We start from the raw sequence: 18,268 nt of genomic DNA on the forward strand, positions 1-18,268 counted from the left end.
GTTCCGCTATGCGGTTGTCAATTTGCGAAAGAAATTATGCGTCACCGCGCGGTACACAGGGGCCTGGGCTGAAAAGAATAAGGTTGGAAGTCGGTCGGAGGCGGGCGGGCATTACGTTTGTCGCGAGTTCCGCATGCAAAGAAGGCCACTTAATGTGGCCTTCGTCTTGCATAGGACTGTAGAGCAGCAAACGTAATGCCCGCCCGCCTCCGACCGACGGACGAGTGAGATTACCTCGCGGCGCCGGGGATGCCGTGGGAGGTTTTGGCGTTTTTGGCTCCGTTTACGATGGCGGTTTGCAGGGCCCTTACGGCGAGCATGCCCAGCAGGTCTAGGGGAACGACGGCGCTTGCCTGGGCGCCCAGTTTGCCGCTGGCGAGGGTGTAGATGGTGTCGCCATCGTTGGTAGTGTGCGTGGGACGGATGGCGTGTGCGTAGGCGTCTGCGGCCATCTGAGAGACCTTGGTGGCTTGTGCCTTAGTGAGTTCCACGTTGGTGACGATGCAGCTGATGGTGGTGTTGGTGCGGTCGAGCGGCATCTGCATGGATCCGGCGGCGGCAAAGGCTGCGAGTTCCATGTCGACGATCTGGTCGCTATCGGCTGCGGCGCGCATACCGGCGACCCACTCGCCGGTGAAGGGGTCGACAACGTTGCCACAGGCATTGACTGAGACCACGGCGCCCACCTTGACGGGGCCGAGCGCCACGGCGGCGGCTCCAAGGCCGGCCTTCATGCAGGTGGCAGATCCCATGAGCTTACCTACGGTGGCGCCGGTGCCGGCGCCCACGTTGCCCTGCTCGAGCGAGGCAGGGGTGTGGTCCAGTGCCTCACGCACGGCAGCGATACCGGCCTCGATGTCGGGACGCACCGTGGGGTCGCCAAAGGCAAGGTCGAAGATGCAGCTGGAGCACACGATGGGCACCTGTGTGGGACCGACGGGCAGGCCGATGCCGCGGCTCTCGAGCTCGCGGGCCACGCCGCTTGCGGCCTCCAGACCAAAGGCCGATCCGCCCGAAAGGCAGACGGCGTGGACCTTGTCGACGGTGTTCTCGGGACGCAGCAGGTCGGACTCGCGCGAAGCGGGGGCGCCGCCGCGAACGTCGACACCGCCGGTGGCGCCCTCGGGCGCTACGATTACGGTGCAGCCGGTGCCGGCCTTCTCGTCGGTATAGTTGCCATAGCAAAAGCCATCGACATTGCAAACATCGATGGCTTCGAGCAGTGTGTCCATGTTTTCTCCTATCGGTTTTCCGCCGGGCCTTATGCCCGGTCGGGATCCGTACGGTACGGCAAAATTGTAGGCGCTGGGGGATACCCAGCGCCAGATGCAATTACGAGAGTTTTTGAATCGCGCGTGCGACGCGAGCGATGGGCAAGCCCACCACGTTGTAGAAGTCACCCGAAATATCGTGCACAAGCATGCGGCCGCCTGTGCCTTGGATGCCGTAGGCCCCGGCCTTGTCCATGGGTTCGCCGGAGGCAACATAGCGCTCGATCTGCTCTTCGGTAAGCTCATAGAACGTCACGTCGGTCACATCGACAAACGACAGGCTCTCGGCGGCATGCGGAGCTGTAGCGTCGCCGGCTTTAACGATGCAGACGCCGGTTGCGACCTGGTGCGTGCGGCCCGAAAGCTCGCGGAGCATGGTGCGCGCCTCGTCCCCGTCTGCCGGCTTGCCCAAAATTTGGCCGTCAAAGGTGACAATAGTATCGGCCGCGACGGTCAGTTCGTTGGGCTCGGCATGCTCGGCGGCAACGGCGGCGGCTTTGGCACGCGCCAAGCGCTCGACGAGTGTAAGCGGAGCTTCGCCATCAAAAGGCGTTTCGTCGATATCTGCGGGAATCACGCGAATGTCATAGCCCGCCTCGCGCATCAACTCGATGCGGCGCGGTGATTGCGAAGCCAAAATCATAGCTGAATGCCCTCGGCGACCTTCTCGACGGCCTTGTCGCCGGCGAGCGTGCGCAGCAGCTCAAGCGCAAAGGGGAGCGACTGGGCCATGCCGCTGGCGGTGATGATGTTGCCGTCTTGCGTAACCTTCTCGCCGGTATAGGCGCCTTCGGGGAAGCTTTTCTCAAAGCCAGGGAAGCACGTGGCGTGGCGCCCCTCGAGTAGGTCGAGCTCGCCCAGGATAAACGGGGCGGCGCAGATGGCGGCAACGTGCTTGGTCGCGGCGAACTCGCAGACCACGTCGCAGACGCGCTGATCGGCACGCAGGTTGGTGGCACCGGGCAAGCCGCCGGGCAGCACGACGCAGCCGTACTCGTCAAAGTTGATCTCATCAAAGAGCGCATCGCAGGTCACGGGGATCTGCAGCGAGCTTACGACCTCACGTGTGGGCATAATCGAGACGAGCGTGGCACGCACACCGCCGCGACGCATGACATCGACCATGGTCAAGCATTCAATAGTTTCAAAGCCATCGGCGGCGAGAACGGCAACGCTGGGCATGAGGGTTCCTTTCATAGGCGGCATACAATTAGCCGTCTTATACCCCGAAGACCTCCGCTTGCCACGCTCGATTTCTCAATGATTTATCTGAGCAATGATTGAGTGACTAGTTGCGCCTAAGGTGGACGACGGTCTCGCAGTGGAAGGTTTGCGGGAACAGGTCGACTGGCGTGATCTTGACGGGGGAGAAGGTGCCTTCTTCGACAAAGCGTTTGAGATCGCGCGCCAGGGTGGCCGGGTCGCAGCTCACGTAGGCGACATCGCGAGCACTCGTGCTGGCGATAAGGTCGATCGCCTCGGGGGCGAGGCCTGCGCGCGGCGGGTCGACCACCAAGACGTCGGCATCCTGGTCGGGGAACTCGCGCACCGCGTCTCCGCCAATGACGTCGACGTTATCAAGCTTGTTGATCTCCAGGTTACGGCGCAGGTCGCGCACGGCCGGGCCGTAGGCCTCGACGGCGGCGACGAAGTCGCAGCGGCGGGCGAGCGGCAGGGTAAAGGTTCCGGCGCCGCAGTACAGGTCCACGGCAAGCTCGTCTTCTTGCGGGTCGAGCGCTTCCATGACAAGCTCGATCAAAATCTCAGCACCCTTGGTGTTGACCTGGAAAAAAGACGGGGCGGACAAGCGCATCTGACCCTCGGCGATATTCTCGGTCCATGAGCCCTCTCCGGCGAGCATTTCGACCTTGGAGACACGGCGGGCCTTCTTTTCGCCCTTGCTCATCACGCGCACGATGCTCGTGGGATGAGCGGCGTCCGCCAGCACGCGGGAGACCTGCGAGCGCGGAAAAGAGCCTGTAGGCGTCCAGAGTGCGACCTCGAGTGCCTTGGTACGGCGCGATGCACGAATGCCCACGCGTTCGAGTCCCAAGTCATGGCTGCCGCTTAGATAGTTGAGTGCGCCGACGACCGATTTGAGCGCCTTCGGGAAGCGCTTATCGAACAGCGGGCACGCATCGACGGTCACGATTTTGCTGGGGTCGACACCGTGCATGCCAAGGCGCACGCGACCGTTGACGACGGTCGGTTCGAGCTCGATTTTATTGCGGTAGCCCCAGTCGTCCTTGGTGTGGCAGATGGGCTGTACCAACTCATCGACCTGCTCAGGAGCGAACTTGCCGATGCGCTCGAGCGTGGAGCGCAGGTTTTGCTCCTTGGCGGCGAGCTGTGCCGTGCGTGAGAGATTGCCCCACGAACAACCGCCGCAGATGCCAACGAAGGGGCAGGGGGGCTGAATGCGATCGGGGCTCGGCTCCAGAATCTCGGTCGTGCGGGCGCGCATGAACGACTTGCCGTCCTGTACGACCTCGGCCTCGACGGTGTCGCCTGCCACGGCGCCCTGCACAAAGACGGCCTTGCCGTTGTCGGCGTGCGCCAGCCCGTCGGCGCCGTAGGTCATCGATTCTATAGTGAGCTTCATATCCCTGCCTGTCATTCGTGTTGTTGCTCGCACCATGGTAGCAGGGAAAAGCGCCCCGCATCCGAGGCTTTCCTCAAATGCGGGGCGCTTCTACAAACTGCTTCTACAAACGACTATTTCGTCTTGCCGGTAATGAGCGTCTTAAGACCCAGGCCGATCAGGCCCAGGCCCATGCGCACACGACCGGGGCGATGGCGCTCGATGGCCTTGGTCTTGCCGGCGGGCTTATCGCGACGGGCGCTCGTCTCGGGTGCGGGCTTAGCTGCCTGCGGCTCGGGCTGAGGTGCAGGTGCGGGCTCGGGCTCAATGACGGTCGCCTGGACCTTCTGAACCTCGGGTGTGGCCGGCTGCGGCTTAGGAGCAGGGGCGGGCTTTGCCTCAATGACGGGCTCGGGCGCGGCCTCGGCGTTGCGGTAGGCACGCTCCAGCAGGGCTTCCTGCGAGTTGAAGGGTTTCTCACCCTCTGCGCGCTCCACGGGGACCCAGGTGCCGTCGCTCGTGAGGCTGCGGGCCTTCACGTTGTCGCGCAGCTGCATGCTCATGTACTCGTGCACCAGGGCGCGGCAGGTGGGGTCGAGCACGGGGAAGGCGATCTCCACGCGGTGCTCGGTGTTGCGTGTCATCATGTCGGCCGAGCTCAGATAGATCATGTCCGAGTCCACGCCAAAGGCGTAAACGCGCGCATGCTCCAAAAAGCGTCCGACGATAGAACGGACATGCACGTTCTCGGTCTTGCCAGGAACGCCCGGCTTGAGGCACGAGATGCCGCGGATGATCATGTCCACGCGGACTCCTGCGCACGATGCCTCGGCGATCTTGTCGATGACCTCGCGGTCGGTGAGCGAGTTGAGTTTAAAAAACACGCGGGCGGGCTCGCCGGCGAGGGCGCGCTGGATCTCGCGGTCAAGCCCGCGCATGATGAGCGGTTTCAGTCCGACGGGCGCCACACCCAGGAAGCGGTAATCGCCGCGCAGGTTGCCCAGCGACAGGTTGCGGAAGAACAGGTTGGCGTCCTCGCCGATGCCGGGGTGAGCGGTCATGAGCATAAAGTCGCTGTAGAGTTTGGCCGTCTTCTCGTTAAAGTTGCCGGTGCCCAGCAGCGTCAAGCGCGTTAGCGCCATGCCCTCGCGATAGGTGAGCTGGCAGATCTTGGAGTGGCACTTAAAGCCCTCGGAGCCGTAGATGACGGTGCAGCCGGCCTCTTCCAAGCGCTCGGCCCACTCGATGTTGTTCTGCTCGTCAAAGCGCGCGCGGAGCTCCATGAGCACCGTGACCTCTTTGCCGTTCTCGGCGGCATCGATCAGCGACTCGCACAGGCGGCTCTGCTTGGCCACGCGGTAGAGCGTGATGCGCAGTGAGATGCACTCGGGGTCGTAGGCGGCCTCGTGCACCAGATCCAGGAAGGGGTTCATGGCCTCATAGGGATAAAAGAGCAGCTTGTCGTGCTGAAGTACCTGCTCGCGGATGGAGCGGGTCATATCGATGGTGGGGTTGGGCTGCGGCTTAAACGGCGTAAAGAGCAGCTCGTTGCGCAGGTGCTCGGGAATCTTGCCCTCAATGCCAAAGACGTAGCCCAGGTCGAGCGGGATATCGCAGGTAAAGACAGAGCGGCGCGAAAGCTCGAGCGCCTTGCGGATGGTCTTGAGCGTCGCCTTCTCGAGCGACCCCGAGACCGCGAGCACCACCGGCTGCAGGCGCAAGCGTTTCTTGAGGATGCGCTTCATGTGCTGACGGTAATCCTCTTCCTCCTCGACGCCCTCGCCGTCCGGGTCGATGTCGGCGTTGCGGGTGACGCGGATGAGCGCGCGGTCGAGCGGCTTATAGGAGCCAAAGCAGCTGTCCAGGCAGGCGAGGATGACGTCCTCGAGCAAGATGTAGGAGTAGGTGCCGGTGGACGAGGGGACCTCGACCACGCGGTTCATCGAGGTGGGAATCTCGATAAGGCCCAGCAGACTCTCCTCGTCGGTGACGCCGTCCAGGCCGCAGGCCAGGTAGAGTGCGCCGTTGCGCAGGTTGGGGAAGGGGTGGCGCGGGTCAATCACCAGCGGTGAGATGACCGGCGACACGTAGGCCTGGAAGTAACGGGTTACAAAGGTGCGCTCCTCGGGCGTAAGCGAATCGATGCGGGCGCGGTGAACGCCCAGGGTGTCGAGCTTGCCCTCGATGCTCTTAAAGATGGACTCCCATCGGGTAAGGAGCCCGGGCATTTCGGCCATGACAGCATCGACCTGTTCGGAGGCGGTCATATTGCTCTTGTTGTCGACAGGCTGTTTTTTGAGCTCTGCCAGATCGGACAGGCCGCCCACGCGCACCATGAGAAACTCATCGAGGTTAGACTCGAAAATCGACACGAACTTTAGCCGCTCGAACAGCGGAACGGTCTCGTCGAAGGCTTCGTCAAGCACACGGTTGTCAAAGCGCAGCCAGCTGAGCTCTCGGTTCTGCGTGTACGAGAAGTCGCGCGGCGGCTTACGCAGCTTTGCAGCGGCTTGCTTTTTTTCGATTTTGCTCGGCATATGCATCTGTCCGTTCAGTCCCCGTGGGGGACGGTTGCCTAACACTATTCACTATTGTCTCAATTTAGTCGACCTATGGCACGGACGTATCGCGTGAACGGTATCTTTACCTACTTCTTACGCTGACAAGCCATAGAGCTGACGCCCTTCGCGTTGTGAAAAACGGTCTATATCCTCACTCAACTGGTGAGTATGTGTGAATAAGAATGATAGGTAGCTGAATATCATCGAATACAGACAGAAACACGAACAAGCGTCATTTATATACATAAAACCGTTTTAGATATGCAATTCTTAATCGAAAGATTGGAGTTGTGATTGCGAATGATTTTTAAGAAAAAAGAGCATTTACCTTAGAAAAGCTACTTTAGAACGCCGAAGTGCATTATGGGGGAATCATATTCGATATACCGTTCATCGAACTTTGTTGACCGTTCGGGGGCGAGGTGGAATTGCGGGTGATATTTGGATATAACTAGAGCTGTCAGCAAGCAGCACCCGTTACGGAAGGGTGCTGAGAGATTCGGCCGAAAGGCCCGAAAGAAAGGTAGGAGGCCATGACGAAAGGTCTGCACGTGCCTTCCGAGATCGGCAAGCTCAGGAAGGTCTGCCTGCACCGTCCCGGCGACGAGCTCCTCAACCTGCCGCCCGACGAGCTCGAGCGACTCCTGTTCGACGACGTCCCGTTCCTGGAGGTCGCGCAGCAGGAGCACGACACCTTCGCCCAGATCCTGAGGGACCAGGGCGTCGAGGTGCTCTACCTCGAGAACCTCGTCGCCGAGGTGTTCGACCAGGTCCCCGGCGCCCGCGCCGAGTTCACCGACCAGTACATCGCCGAGGCCGGCATCCGCGGCCAGCACATGCCGCAGATCGTCCGCGAGAAGCTGGACTCCATCGAGGACAACCTCGAGTTCGTCAAGAAGACCATGGCCGGCATGACCAAGGCCGAGATCGACATGCCCCTCACGGCGTCCACGACCCTCGACTCCCTGGTCAACTCCGAGTCCGAGTCCGACCTGATCATCGACCCGATGCCCAACCTCTACTTCACCCGCGACCCGTTCGCGGTCGTCGGCGAGGGCGTCAACCTCAACCGCATGTACTCGGTCACCCGCAACCGCGAGACCCTGTACGGCAAGTACGTCTTCAAGTACCACCCCGACTACAAGGACGTCTCCCTGTACTTCCGCCGCGACTGCCAGTTCCACACCGAGGGCGGCGACGTGCTGAACATCAACGAGAAGACCCTCGCCGTCGGCATCTCCCAGCGCACCCAGGCCGCGGCCATCGACGTCATGGCCCAGAACATCTTCTGGAACTCCGACTCCAAGGTCGAGCGCATCCTGGCCTTCGACATCCCGGTCTCGCGCGCCTTCATGCACCTCGACACGGTCTTCACCCAGATCGACGTCGATAAGTTCACGATCCACCCCGCCATCATGGGCACCCTGCGCGTCTACGAGCTGACCGCCGGCAAGAACCCGGGCGAGGTCAACATCCGCCTGATCGAGGACACCCTCGAGCACGTCCTGGAGGACGCCACCGGCGTCGACCAGGTCAAGCTGATCCCCTGCGGCGGCGGCGACCCGATCGCGGCCTCCCGCGAGCAGTGGAACGACGGCTCCAACACCCTGTGCGTCGAGCCCGGCAAGATCTGTGTCTACGCCCGCAACACCGTCACCAACGACGTGCTGTACAAGGAGGGCCTGGACCTTCTCGTCGTGCCCTCCGCCGAGCTCTCCCGCGGCCGCGGCGGCCCGCGCTGCATGAGCATGCCCTTCTGGCGCGAGGACCTCTAAGTCTTTCCGTTTCCGGTGCGGTCCCCCTACAACCGCACCGGTTTCGCCCGTCAAACGGGCAACACTAATACTTACGTAATTCATTTCTTCGAAAGGAAACGAACCATGGGCGTTAACCTCTCCGGCCGTAGCTTCCTCAAGCTCCTCGACCTCACCACCGAGGAGATCGAGTACCTGCTCAAGCTCTCCAAGAACTTCAAGGACATGAAGCGCGCTGGCGTTCCGCACCGTTATCTCGAGGGCAAGAACATCGTTCTGCTCTTCCAGAAGACCTCCACTCGTACCCGCTGCGCCTTCGAGGTTGGCGGCATGGATCTGGGCATGGGCGTCACCTACCTCGATCCGGGTTCGTCGCAGATGGGCAAGAAGGAGTCCATCGAGGACACCGCCCGCGTTCTCGGCCGCATGTATGACGGCATCGAGTTCCGTGGCTTCGCTCAGGACGACGTCGAGGAGCTCTCCGCTAAGGCTGGCGTTCCCGTCTGGAACGGCCTGACCACCGAGTGGCACCCCACCCAGATGCTCGCCGACATCCTGACCGTCCAGGAGAACTTCAACTACGACATCAAGGGCAAGACCCTCGTCTTCATGGGCGACTGCAAGAACAACGTCGCTCGCTCCCTCATGGTCGTCTGCTCCAAGCTCGGCATGAACTTCGTGGCCTGCGGCCCCGAGGAGTGCATGCCCGCTGACGACGTCATCGAGGCCTGCAAGCCTATCGCTGAGGCCAACGGCTGCACCATCAAGCTGACCACCGACGTCAAGGACGGCGTCACCGGTGCTGACGTTCTCTACACCGACGTGTGGGTCTCCATGGGCGAGCCCGACGAGGTCTGGGCCGAGCGCATCGCTCAGCTCACCCCGTATCGCGTTACCTCCGAGGTCATGGCTATGGCCAACCCGGGCGCCATCTTCCTGCACTGCCTGCCCAGCTTCCACGACACCAACACCACGATTGGCGCCGAGAAGTGCGAGCAGTTCGGCATCACCGAGCAGGAGGTCACCGACGAGGTCTTCGAGAGCCCCGCTTCCAAGGTCTTCGACGAGGCCGAGAACCGCATGCACACCATCAAGGCTGTCATGTACGCTACGCTCAAGTAAGAGCATCTAGCATCTCGCTCGGGGTGCATTGCTGCGCACCCCGAGCACTTTTGTCTGGTAAAAATCTCGCACTGAGCGACATGCACGGCACGGAAGAGCCGCTTCGGGCGAGATCAGTAAATGATTTATGAAGGGGGGATGAGAACTATGACTGAGACCGCTAAGAAAAAGCGCGGTATGCCTTCATCGTTCACCATTCTTCTTGCTCTGCTGGCAATCGTCGCGGTTGTTACCGTTATCGTCTCCGGTACGTCCGGTGGCGCGGTTACCGCTGCCCGCTTGAGCGATTTCTGCACCGCCCCGGTCAAGGGCTTCGCTGACGCTCTGCCCGTCTGCCTCTTCGTTATGATCCTCGGTGGCTTCCTCGGCATGATGACCGAGACCGGCGCCCTGGACAACGGCATTGCCGTTCTGGTGCAGAAGCTTAAGGGCAATGAGATTATGCTCATTCCCGTGCTGATGTTCATCTTCTCCCTCGGTGGTACCACCTATGGTATGTGCGAGGAGACCGTTCCCTTCTACGCCCTGCTCGCCGCCACCATGATGGCTGCTGGCTTCGACCCCATGGTCGGCGCTGCTACCGTCCTGCTCGGCGCTGGTTGCGGCTGCCTCGGCTCCACGGTTAACCCGTTTGCCGTCGGTGCTGCCGTTGACGCTCTGACTGGCGTTGGCATTGAGGTCAACCAGTCCATCATCATCGGCCTCGGTGCCGTCCTGTGGATTGTTACCACTGTTATGTCCATCCTCTTCGTCATGAGCTATGCCAAGAAGGTCAAGGCTGACAAGGGTTCCACCATCCTTTCGATGCAGGAGCTCAAGGACGCCGAAGAGGCTCACGGCAAGGCTGCTTCCGAGGTTCACAAGGAGGTCAAGCTCACCGGTCGTCAGAAGGGTGTTCTGATCGCCTTTGCCTTCACCTTCGTCGTCATGATCGTCGGCTTCATCCCGCTGGCCGACCTCAACGAGGGCGTCGCCAACTTCTTCGATGCTGGCGCTGTCTATGACGCCGACGGTAACGCCATCGTCCAGGGCTGGTCTGCCCTGATCACCGGCCTGCCCATTGGCCAGTGGTACTTCGACGAGGCTTCCACCTGGTTCTTCCTCATGGCTATCCTGATCGGTATCATCGGTGGCCTCTCCGAGAAGCAGATCGTCAACACCTTCATCACCGGCGCTGCCGACATGATGTCCGTTGTCCTCGTCATTGCCCTCGCCCGTGGTATCTCCGTCCTCATGGCTAGCACCGGCCTCGACGTCTACGTCCTCGACGCTGCCGCCAATGCTCTGGCTGGCCTGTCCGGCGTGATCTTCGCTCCCATGAGCTTCCTGGTCTACTTCGGCCTGTCCTTCCTGATCCCCTCGACCTCCGGTATGGCTACTGTCTCCATGCCCATCATGGGACCGCTGGCTGTTAAGCTCGGCTTCTCGCCCGAGGTCATGGTCATGATCTTCTCCGCCGCCATCGGTGTCGTGAACCTGTTCACCCCGACCTCTGGCGCCATCATGGGCGGTCTTGCCTTGGCCAAGATCGAGTGGACGACCTGGCTCAAGTTTGCGCTTAAGCTCATCGTCGCTCTCTCCGTCGTCTGCGCCGTCATCCTGACCGTCGCTTGCGTGATGCTCTAAGTACCCCTTGGGTACCCCACGGAAACCATGACGATCCTGTAAAGGATCACCTGGTCATCGTCTGTCCGGTGGGGTAACCCCACCGGTAGACTCCTACCTTTAGCCCCCTCCCGTTCCGTGCGCGGGAGGGGGCGCTCTTGTGTTCCGGCGTTTTGCCAAACGCCGGAACCCCTCGACGCTGCAAGCCCGCCAGAGCGGCAATCTGACGTTCAATCGTCGGGCATGGCCAAAAGGCCTATGCCCCCCTCTTTCACGTCACCTTGCTCGCTCTGGTGGGCTTTCGCTGACTTATGCTCAACCTGCGGCGCTGCCATTGTTGGCGCAGGGGGCGGCTTGCTCGCTCTGGTGCCTGTTCGCTGTCCGTTCTCTGCCCGCGACGTTTCTGCTGTTGGTGCAAAGGGGTCAGGTTACTTTGCGCCAAAAGGGGAAGTTGCGGTGGAATAGTTCCCGTTTGGCCGTCTTGAGGGGTTAAACAGGAGCTATTTCACCGCAACTTATCGATGGCGTGTTTGGTTGGTGCCTGTTGATGGCCTGGGCATCGGGGAGGGCAGGCTCCGTTATAATCGCGTAGGAACTTAATTTACGAAACGGGACGGGAGCCATACATGCGCCAGGGTTTCGACAACGCGAAGTATATCGAGCTGCAGGCTGCTCACATTAAGGAGCGCATCTCGCAGTTTGGTGGCAAGCTCTATTTGGAGTTTGGCGGTAAGCTGTTCGATGACTATCATGCGAGCCGAGTGCTGCCGGGTTTTGAACCGGACAGCAAGTTCCGCATGCTCAAGAGCATCGCCGACGATGTCGAGGTTATCATCGCGATCAACGCGAACCACATCGAGAAAAACAAGGCTCGTGGTGACCTTGGCATTACCTATGACGAGGATGTGCTGCGCCTGGTTGACCTGTTCCGCGGCAACGGCTTTGCCGTCGCGGCTGTGGTTATCACCCAGTACGCCGGCCAGCCTGCTGCCGATGTGTTCCGCAACCGCTTGAACGCGCTCGGTATTCCCGCCAAGCTGCACTATCCCATCGAGGGGTATCCGCACGATGTCGATCTGATCGTGTCCGACGATGGCTACGGCAAGAACGAGTTTGTCGAGACCACGCGTCCGCTCGTTGTCGTGACGGCACCCGGCCCCGGCTCGGGCAAGCTCGCCACTTGCCTCTCGCAGCTGTATCACGAGCATAAGCACGGTACCGCCGCCGGCTATGCCAAGTTTGAGACCTTCCCGGTCTGGAATCTTCCTCTGACGCATCCGGTCAATATTGCCTACGAGGCCGCCACGGCTGACCTCGACGACGCCAATATCATCGATTCGTTCCACCTTGAGGCCTACAACAAGACCACGGTCAACTACAACCGCGACGTCGAGGCCTTCCCGGTAGTCCGTGCCCTGATGGAAAAGATCCTGGGCAAGAGCCCCTACCAGAGCCCTACGGACATGGGCGTCAATATGGTCGGCTTTGCCATCACCGATGACGATGCCTGCCGCGACGCTTCCAAGATGGAGATCGTCCGCCGCTACTTTACCGCGGTCGAAAATGTGCGCCGTACCGGCGTGGGCGATGAGCAAGTTGACCGTCTCAAGATTATTATGAAGAAAGCCGGCATCGATAAGAACTACTCACCGGCGCGCTCGGCGGCCCTCACCAGGGAGCAGCTGACGGGTGGTCCCGTGGGTGCCATGGTCATGCCCGATGGCTCCGTGGTGACCGGTAAGACCTCCACGCGCCTGGGCGCCGCAAGTTCGCTCATTATGAACGCCCTCAAGCATGTCTCGGGCGTCGACCTTGAGCTCGAGGTCATTAGCGATGAGGCGATCGAGCCCATCAGCAAGCTCAAGACGCATTTCCTGGGAAGTAAAAACCCGCGCCTCCACACCGACGAGACGCTTATGGCGCTGTCGATCACCTCGGCCACGAGTGAGACGGCCGCTCGCGTCCTTTTGGGCCTGGAGCAGTTGCGCGGTTGCGATGCCTTCTTTAGCGTGATCATCTCGCCGACGGACGAGACGGTACTGCGCAAACTGGGTATCAACGTGTGCTGCGAGCCCAAGTTTGAGCGCCGCGGTTTCTTCCATCGCTAAGTTTGAAGCACCGCGGTAATTGCATTGCATTTTGGCCGTATCGGGTTAGCGCCCGGTACGGCTTTTTGATCAATAAAGAGCCTATTTCGGCGAAAAATAGCCGTTTACCTGCCTAGAAACAATTTGAGCGGTATACAATAACCATAACTGTTTCATCCTTAGCGGGATGCCGCATGATGGATATTACCTGACATCGTGAGGTGTGTCGGTCGCGCACGGCGCGTTAGATGCTCGTGCTCGGTTTGAGGAGGCTGCTATGGCGGGCAAGGGTCGTGCGAGTGTCAACGATATGAAGCGTGTCGAGGTGCAGGTGCTGATGGAGATCGCTCAGCAATCCGAAGACAACGGCGGATTTTATGGCTTTTCGCGCAAGACGCTTGCCGAGCGTGTGGGGGTGTCTCCGTATCGCGCCCGCGCGGCAATTGAGCGCTTGGAATCCGAAGACATCATTGAGGTCGTCTCGCGCTACAGCGACGACGGCGGCCAGCTCGCAAATGGTATTTGTCTCACGGAGCGTGGCGAGTGGTATCTAGAGGGCGTCCGTGCCGGTATGCTCGTGCAGGACTTAATCAAGGACGAACTCGCCGATCGATAACAGCATGCATTCATAGCGGAAACGACGCCGCCTGGGCAACCGGGCGGCGTTTTGTTTCGAGATGGAGAAATGCGATTGCACGTAAGAAAAATTGCGTGCGGCGCGCGTCGCGAGTATTACAATGAAGACCCGTAAGATGTGTATGGACAACTTCTACGGGAAGCGCAGGTAACTCAATATGACTAAGCATGTGTTCGTGACCGGCGGCGTGGTTTCGTCTCTGGGCAAGGGTATTACCGCGGCCTCGCTGGGCCGTCTGCTCAAGTCGCGCGGCTACAAGGTAACGATGCAAAAGGCTGACCCGTATCTGAACGTCGACCCCGGCACCATGAGCCCGTTCCAGCATGGCGAGGTCTTTGTGACCGAGGACGGCTACGAGTCCGATCTGGACCTGGGCCACTACGAACGCTTTATTGACGAGAACCTGACCCGTGATTCCAACTTTACGACTGGTGCCATCTATAAGAGCCTGATCGCCCGTGAACGTCGCGGTGACTTTTTGGGCGGCACCGTGCAGGTGATTCCGCACGTCACGAACGCCATTAAGGATAAGTTCCGTCGTATTGAGGAGCAGACCGGCTCCGATGTGGTCATCACTGAGTTGGGCGGCACCATCGGCGACATTGAGTCGCAGCCGTTTGTCGAGGCCATTCGCCAGTACCGCAAGGAGGCCGGCCCCGAGAACGTCTGCTACATCCACGTGTCGCTCGTTCCCTATATCGCCGCCGCCCACGAGGTCAAGACCAAGCCGACGCAACACTCCGTCAAGGAGCTCCGCAGCTTTGGTATCCAGCCCGATATTATCGTTCTGCGTTCCGACCACCATATCGACGATGCCATCCGCGGCAAGATCGCAAGCTTCTGCGACGTCGACACCGACTGTGTCTTTACCAACGAGGACTGCGCGAGCATCTACGATGTTCCGCAGCTACTCGCCGAGCAGGACTTTGACCTGCGCATTTGCGAGCGTCTGGGTCTCGATCCGCGTGAGCGCGACATGAGTGAGTGGAACGAGTTCCTGCGCAAACAGAATCACGCCAACCATCACGCCGACAAGGTGAAGATCGCCGTCGTGGGTAAGTACACGCAGCTGCCCGATGCGTACCTGTCGGTTATCGAGGCCCTGCACCATGCGGGCGTCTTCTACGATCGCCATGTGGACGTCCAGCTAGTCGACGGCGAGAGCCTCGACGAGCAGAATGTCTCCGAGGTTCTGGGCGACGCCTCGGGCATCCTGGTCCCCGGCGGCTTTGGCAAGCGCGCCCTGGAGGGCAAGATCCTCGCGGCCGAGTTTGCCCGTGAGCACAAGATTCCGTATCTGGGCATTTGCCTGGGTATGCAGGTCGCCGTGTGCGAGTTCGCCCGCAATGTCGTTGGCCTTGCTGGTGCCAGCTCCTCCGAGTTTGATCCGGACGGTCCGTATAGCGTCATCGATCTGATGAGCTCGCAGGAGGACGTGACCGAGAAGGGCGGCACCATGCGCCTGGGCGCCTATCCGTGCAAGCTCGCCGCCGATACTCTTGCTCGTGAGGCATATGGCGAGGAACTCGTCTACGAGCGTCACCGTCACCGCTTTGAGTTCAACAACGCCTTCCGCGACCAGCTCGAGGACGCCGGTTTGGTTATCTCGGGTTTGTCGCCCGACGAGCGCCTGGTCGAGATGGTCGAGCTGCCGCGCGACGTTCATCCGTGGTATGTGGCAACCCAGGCTCACCCCGAGTTCAAGAGCCGCCCGACCAACCCGCAGCCGCTGTTCCGCGAGTTCGTGCGCGCTTCGATCGGCCAGCACGAGGGTGTCGACCGTCTGCAGGTGACGCCCATGAACCTCGCTACGGACTAAGGGTGCCGGCGAATAAGGAACATACCGAAGCTACTCCCTCGTCGCTCGCCGTGGCGGCGGGGGAGTATCTCGATTACCTCGCGGTCGAGCGGGGCTTGGCGCGCAACACGATTGTGGCCTATCGTCGTGACCTGACGACGTACTGCGCCTATCTGGAGCGGGCGGGTATTGTGTCTTTTGAAGAGGTGACCCGTCAGGTCGTGGAGGGCTTTGTTGCCGATCGCCGCGGCGGAGGCTATTCCGACGCCTCGGTGGAGCGCGCGCTTGCTGCCGTGAAGGGCCTGCATGCCTTTTTGGTGCGCGATGGGGCCGTGGCCCAAAACCCGACGGCGGCGTTGCGCCTGCCTAAAAAGGCTGAGCGTTTGCCGGAGTATCTATCGGTGGAGGATGTCTCGGCGCTGCTCGATCAAGACTTTCCCGAGGGCGAGATGGGACTGCGCGACCATGCCATCTTGGAAGTGCTCTACGGATGCGGTTTGCGTGTGAGTGAGCTGGTTGGGCTCGATGTGGGCGATATCCATATTGACGATGGCTTTGTACTCGTTCGCGGTAAGGGCTCAAAGGAACGCCTGTCCCCACTGGTGGGAAGCGCGGCGCGAGCTCTGACGCTCTATGTAACTGAGGGACGTTCTCGCTTGGCGGCCCATGCCCGCGGAACCGAGACCTCGGCGGTCTTTTTAAATAAGAACGGACGTCGCCTGTCGCGCCAGGCCGTGCATGCGATATGCGAGCGGTATGGGCGTCAGGTGGGGCTGGTGGGGCTCCATCCCCATACCTTGCGCCACTCCTTTGCCACCCACATGCTCGCGGGCGGTGCCGACCTGCGTGTGCTGCAGGAGATTTTGGGCCATGCCGATATTTCGACCACCCAGGTCTACACGCATGTCGACCGAACGCAACTGACCGAGGTCTATCTGGCGGCGCATCCGCTAGCACATCGCTAGCACCTCGCTGACCTGCATATTTATAAATACTAAAGGGGACGGGCCCCAGATTGCCGAGACGCACTTTTGCGCGCATGGGCAATCTGGGGCTCGTCCCATTTTTCGCTAGACACCGACGCGGCGGTGGGCCGTGTGTACCGTGGGTGGGGGAGTTTGGGGGCGATGTGAACGGCGTGTAAAGGGACGTAAAAATCGCCTCAAGGTCAACTTGAAGGTTGAGGTTCGCGGGCGTGGTTCTACAGGTGGCATCCCGCCTTTGCTGCAAACACAACATATTGTGTTTTCGAACATATGCTCGAGGGTGTTTTACAACATATTGGGGGTGGAATAGTGGGGAGGGGTGGGGGAAGGGGTGGGAAAAGGTGTTGAAAAATGGGGCGGTTCCCCATATTATTGATGACGTCGACAGGCGGTGTGGTTCCCCGCGTACGTGCCATCTGAGTAACCGAGGGGAGGGCGCACATGGGAATGACTGGTGCATACGAGCGCAATCTCGATGCAAAAGGTCGTCTGTCCCTGCCTGCACCCCTTCGCGAGGAGCTTGGAGAGCACGTTCGCGTGTTCAAAGCCCTGGATGTCGATGCTCTGTACGTGTTCTCTGCCGAGGCCTTCGATAAGTGGGTCGAAGGACTCTTCGCGGGTCGTGAGGGCCACGAGGGTTTTAACCCGCGTGACATTAACGACCAGAAGCTCATGAGGGCGATCAACAAGCGCACCACGTCGATGGATGTGGACAGCGCCGGTCGTATCGGTCTTTCCGAGTCTCTCCGCAAGCAGGCGAACCTCGACCGCGAGGTCACGGTTGTGGGCAACTACGACCACCTTGAGGTTTGGGATCGCGCCGCGGCCGATGAGGACGATGACGATGAGGCCCTGCTGGACCTCTTCTTCTCGTAAGGGCAAGGCACGGGTAACGGATGGAGCGTGGGATCTTGACACAAGAATATCGGCATGAACCTGTCATGCTCGGCGAAGTGCTTGAGTCGCTGCGGCTAAAGAGCGGCTCCGTTGTCTGCGATTGCACCCTTGGCGGTGCCGGCCATTCGGTAAAGATGGCCGCGCAGGTGGGGGAGACGGGCCTTTTGCTCGGCGTCGACCAGGACGACATGGCCCTCGAGGCCGCTGGCGCCCGTCTGGACCGCGAGGTTCCCGGCGTTCCGCACCAGCTGCTGAAGGGCAACTTCGGCGACTTGGACGAGCTGCTTTGCTCGGCCGAGGTGCCCGGGGTCGATGGCTTCCTGTTCGATTTGGGCGTTTCGTCGCCGCAACTCGATATCCCTGGCAGGGGCTTTTCGTATAACGAGGACGCCCCATTGGACATGCGGATGGATCCGGGTAATAACACCTTAAACGCAGCTGAGGTCATCAACACCTATAACGAACACGACCTCGCCCGGATTCTACGCGTCTACGGCGAAGAGAAGTTCGCCTCGCAGATCGCGCGCGAGATCGTGCGCCGCCGCGAGCAAGAACCGATCGAAACCACCGGCCAATTTGTCGAGATCATCAAGGCGGGTATCCCGGCTGCCGCTCGTCGGCATGGCGGACACCCGGCCAAGAAAAGTTTCCAGGCCATTCGCATCGAGGTCAATCACGAGCTCGATGTGCTCGAACGAGGGCTTGATGCCGCCACCAGGTGGCTCAACCCGGGCGGACGTATCTGCGTCATCTCGTATCACTCGCTCGAGGACCGTATCGTAAAGAACCACTTTAAGGAGATGAGCCAAGGGTGCACGTGTCCGCCGGAGATTCCGGTGTGCGTGTGCGGCAACGTGCCGATACTCAAGGTCATCACCCGCAAACCCTTGGTTGCCCAGCCTGATGAGGTTGAGCGCAACCCTCGGGCGAGATCAGCCAAAATCCGCGTGGCGCAGCGTCTGTAGGCAC

14 protein-coding genes are annotated in these 18,268 nt (G+C 60.6%); 9 read left to right on the plus strand and 5 right to left on the minus strand.

Annotated elements, in window-relative coordinates:
* Positions 1-230: 230 nt before the first annotated feature.
* From DXD24_RS07325 to ppk1, 5 genes are all read right to left on the minus strand, one after another.
* The gene (locus tag DXD24_RS07325; protein ID WP_117646472.1) at positions 231-1,232 is read right to left on the minus strand and encodes a P1 family peptidase; all 1,002 of its coding nucleotides are present in this window, start codon (positions 1,230-1,232) and stop codon (positions 231-233) included.
* A 100-nt stretch (positions 1,233-1,332) separates the two neighbouring features.
* A complete protein-coding gene (locus tag DXD24_RS07330; protein ID WP_117564381.1) occupies positions 1,333-1,914 on the minus strand; it encodes a nucleoside triphosphate pyrophosphatase in 582 nt (193 codons plus the stop codon).
* Positions 1,911-2,453 (minus strand): DJ-1 family glyoxalase III, encoded by a 543-nt coding sequence (locus DXD24_RS07335; protein WP_117646473.1) that lies wholly within the window; start codon positions 2,451-2,453, stop codon positions 1,911-1,913. The genes DXD24_RS07330 and DXD24_RS07335 overlap by 4 nt, the downstream gene beginning before the upstream one ends.
* Positions 2,454-2,559: 106 nt before the next feature.
* Entirely contained in the window at positions 2,560-3,888 is a 1,329-nt protein-coding gene (gene rlmD, locus DXD24_RS07340) for a 23S rRNA (uracil(1939)-C(5))-methyltransferase RlmD (RefSeq protein WP_117564380.1), read from the minus strand.
* 98 nt (positions 3,889-3,986) lie between these two features.
* Complete coding sequence (gene ppk1 / locus DXD24_RS07345; protein ID WP_233502358.1) at positions 3,987-6,389, minus strand: polyphosphate kinase 1; 2,403 nt, start codon at positions 6,387-6,389, stop codon at positions 3,987-3,989.
* A gap of 557 nt (positions 6,390-6,946) precedes the next feature.
* Here ppk1 and arcA point away from each other — a divergent pair.
* The 9 genes from arcA to rsmH all read left to right on the plus strand — a co-directional run bounded on the left by arcA (position 6,947) and on the right by rsmH (position 18,264).
* Positions 6,947-8,188: an arginine deiminase gene (gene arcA / locus DXD24_RS07350; RefSeq protein WP_117564676.1), complete on the plus strand. Its 1,242-nt coding sequence runs from the start codon at positions 6,947-6,949 to the stop codon at positions 8,186-8,188.
* A gap of 105 nt (positions 8,189-8,293) precedes the next feature.
* Positions 8,294-9,289 carry an ornithine carbamoyltransferase gene (gene argF, locus DXD24_RS07355; RefSeq protein ID WP_117564674.1) on the plus strand — a complete coding sequence of 332 codons (996 nt, stop codon included), beginning with the start codon at positions 8,294-8,296 and terminating at the stop codon, positions 9,287-9,289.
* 138 nt (positions 9,290-9,427) lie between these two features.
* Positions 9,428-10,915, plus strand: a complete 1,488-nt coding sequence (locus tag DXD24_RS07360) for a YfcC family protein (RefSeq protein ID WP_370446252.1) — start codon at positions 9,428-9,430, stop codon at positions 10,913-10,915.
* 605 nt (positions 10,916-11,520) lie between these two features.
* A complete protein-coding gene (locus DXD24_RS07365; RefSeq protein ID WP_117564670.1) occupies positions 11,521-13,002 on the plus strand; it encodes a DUF1846 domain-containing protein in 1,482 nt (493 codons plus the stop codon).
* 256 nt (positions 13,003-13,258) lie between these two features.
* On the plus strand, positions 13,259-13,597 hold the full coding sequence (locus DXD24_RS07370; RefSeq protein ID WP_117564669.1) for a hypothetical protein: 339 nt from the start codon (positions 13,259-13,261) through the stop codon (positions 13,595-13,597).
* Between the two features lie 178 nt (positions 13,598-13,775).
* Positions 13,776-15,437, plus strand: a complete 1,662-nt coding sequence (locus tag DXD24_RS07375) for a CTP synthase (RefSeq protein ID WP_006234274.1) — start codon at positions 13,776-13,778, stop codon at positions 15,435-15,437.
* A 2-nt stretch (positions 15,438-15,439) separates the two neighbouring features.
* Complete coding sequence (gene xerD, locus DXD24_RS07380) at positions 15,440-16,381, plus strand: site-specific tyrosine recombinase XerD (protein WP_199407928.1); 942 nt, start codon at positions 15,440-15,442, stop codon at positions 16,379-16,381.
* Between the two features lie 462 nt (positions 16,382-16,843).
* Positions 16,844-17,278: a division/cell wall cluster transcriptional repressor MraZ gene (locus tag DXD24_RS07385; protein ID WP_006234269.1), complete on the plus strand. Its 435-nt coding sequence runs from the start codon at positions 16,844-16,846 to the stop codon at positions 17,276-17,278.
* 20 nt (positions 17,279-17,298) lie between these two features.
* Positions 17,299-18,264: a 16S rRNA (cytosine(1402)-N(4))-methyltransferase RsmH gene (rsmH, locus tag DXD24_RS07390; RefSeq protein ID WP_006234266.1), complete on the plus strand. Its 966-nt coding sequence runs from the start codon at positions 17,299-17,301 to the stop codon at positions 18,262-18,264.
* Positions 18,265-18,268: the final 4 nt, after the last annotated feature.

Origin of the sequence: Collinsella sp. TF12-2AT, from assembly GCF_003436735.1 — a bacterium.
Lineage (GTDB): Bacteria > Actinomycetota > Coriobacteriia > Coriobacteriales > Coriobacteriaceae > Collinsella.

Bases quoted from the DNA above. Each gene is read 5' to 3' on its own strand.
- DXD24_RS07385 (WP_006234269.1), top strand. From the start codon at position 16,844: ATGGGAATGACTGGTGCATACGAGCGCAATCTCGATGCAAAAGGTCGT.
- rlmD (WP_117564380.1), bottom strand. From the start codon at position 3,888: ATGACAGGCAGGGATATGAAGCTCACTATAGAATCGATGACCTACGGC.
- DXD24_RS07360 (WP_370446252.1), top strand. From the start codon at position 9,428: ATGAGAACTATGACTGAGACCGCTAAGAAAAAGCGCGGTATGCCTTCA.
- DXD24_RS07330 (WP_117564381.1), bottom strand. From the start codon at position 1,914: ATGATTTTGGCTTCGCAATCACCGCGCCGCATCGAGTTGATGCGCGAG.
- DXD24_RS07365 (WP_117564670.1), top strand. From the start codon at position 11,521: ATGCGCCAGGGTTTCGACAACGCGAAGTATATCGAGCTGCAGGCTGCT.
- ppk1 (WP_233502358.1), bottom strand. From the start codon at position 6,389: ATGCCGAGCAAAATCGAAAAAAAGCAAGCCGCTGCAAAGCTGCGTAAG.
- DXD24_RS07335 (WP_117646473.1), bottom strand. From the start codon at position 2,453: ATGCCCAGCGTTGCCGTTCTCGCCGCCGATGGCTTTGAAACTATTGAA.
- rsmH (WP_006234266.1), top strand. From the start codon at position 17,299: ATGGAGCGTGGGATCTTGACACAAGAATATCGGCATGAACCTGTCATG.
- DXD24_RS07325 (WP_117646472.1), bottom strand. From the start codon at position 1,232: ATGGACACACTGCTCGAAGCCATCGATGTTTGCAATGTCGATGGCTTT.
- arcA (WP_117564676.1), top strand. From the start codon at position 6,947: ATGACGAAAGGTCTGCACGTGCCTTCCGAGATCGGCAAGCTCAGGAAG.
- DXD24_RS07370 (WP_117564669.1), top strand. From the start codon at position 13,259: ATGGCGGGCAAGGGTCGTGCGAGTGTCAACGATATGAAGCGTGTCGAG.
- argF (WP_117564674.1), top strand. From the start codon at position 8,294: ATGGGCGTTAACCTCTCCGGCCGTAGCTTCCTCAAGCTCCTCGACCTC.
- DXD24_RS07375 (WP_006234274.1), top strand. From the start codon at position 13,776: ATGACTAAGCATGTGTTCGTGACCGGCGGCGTGGTTTCGTCTCTGGGC.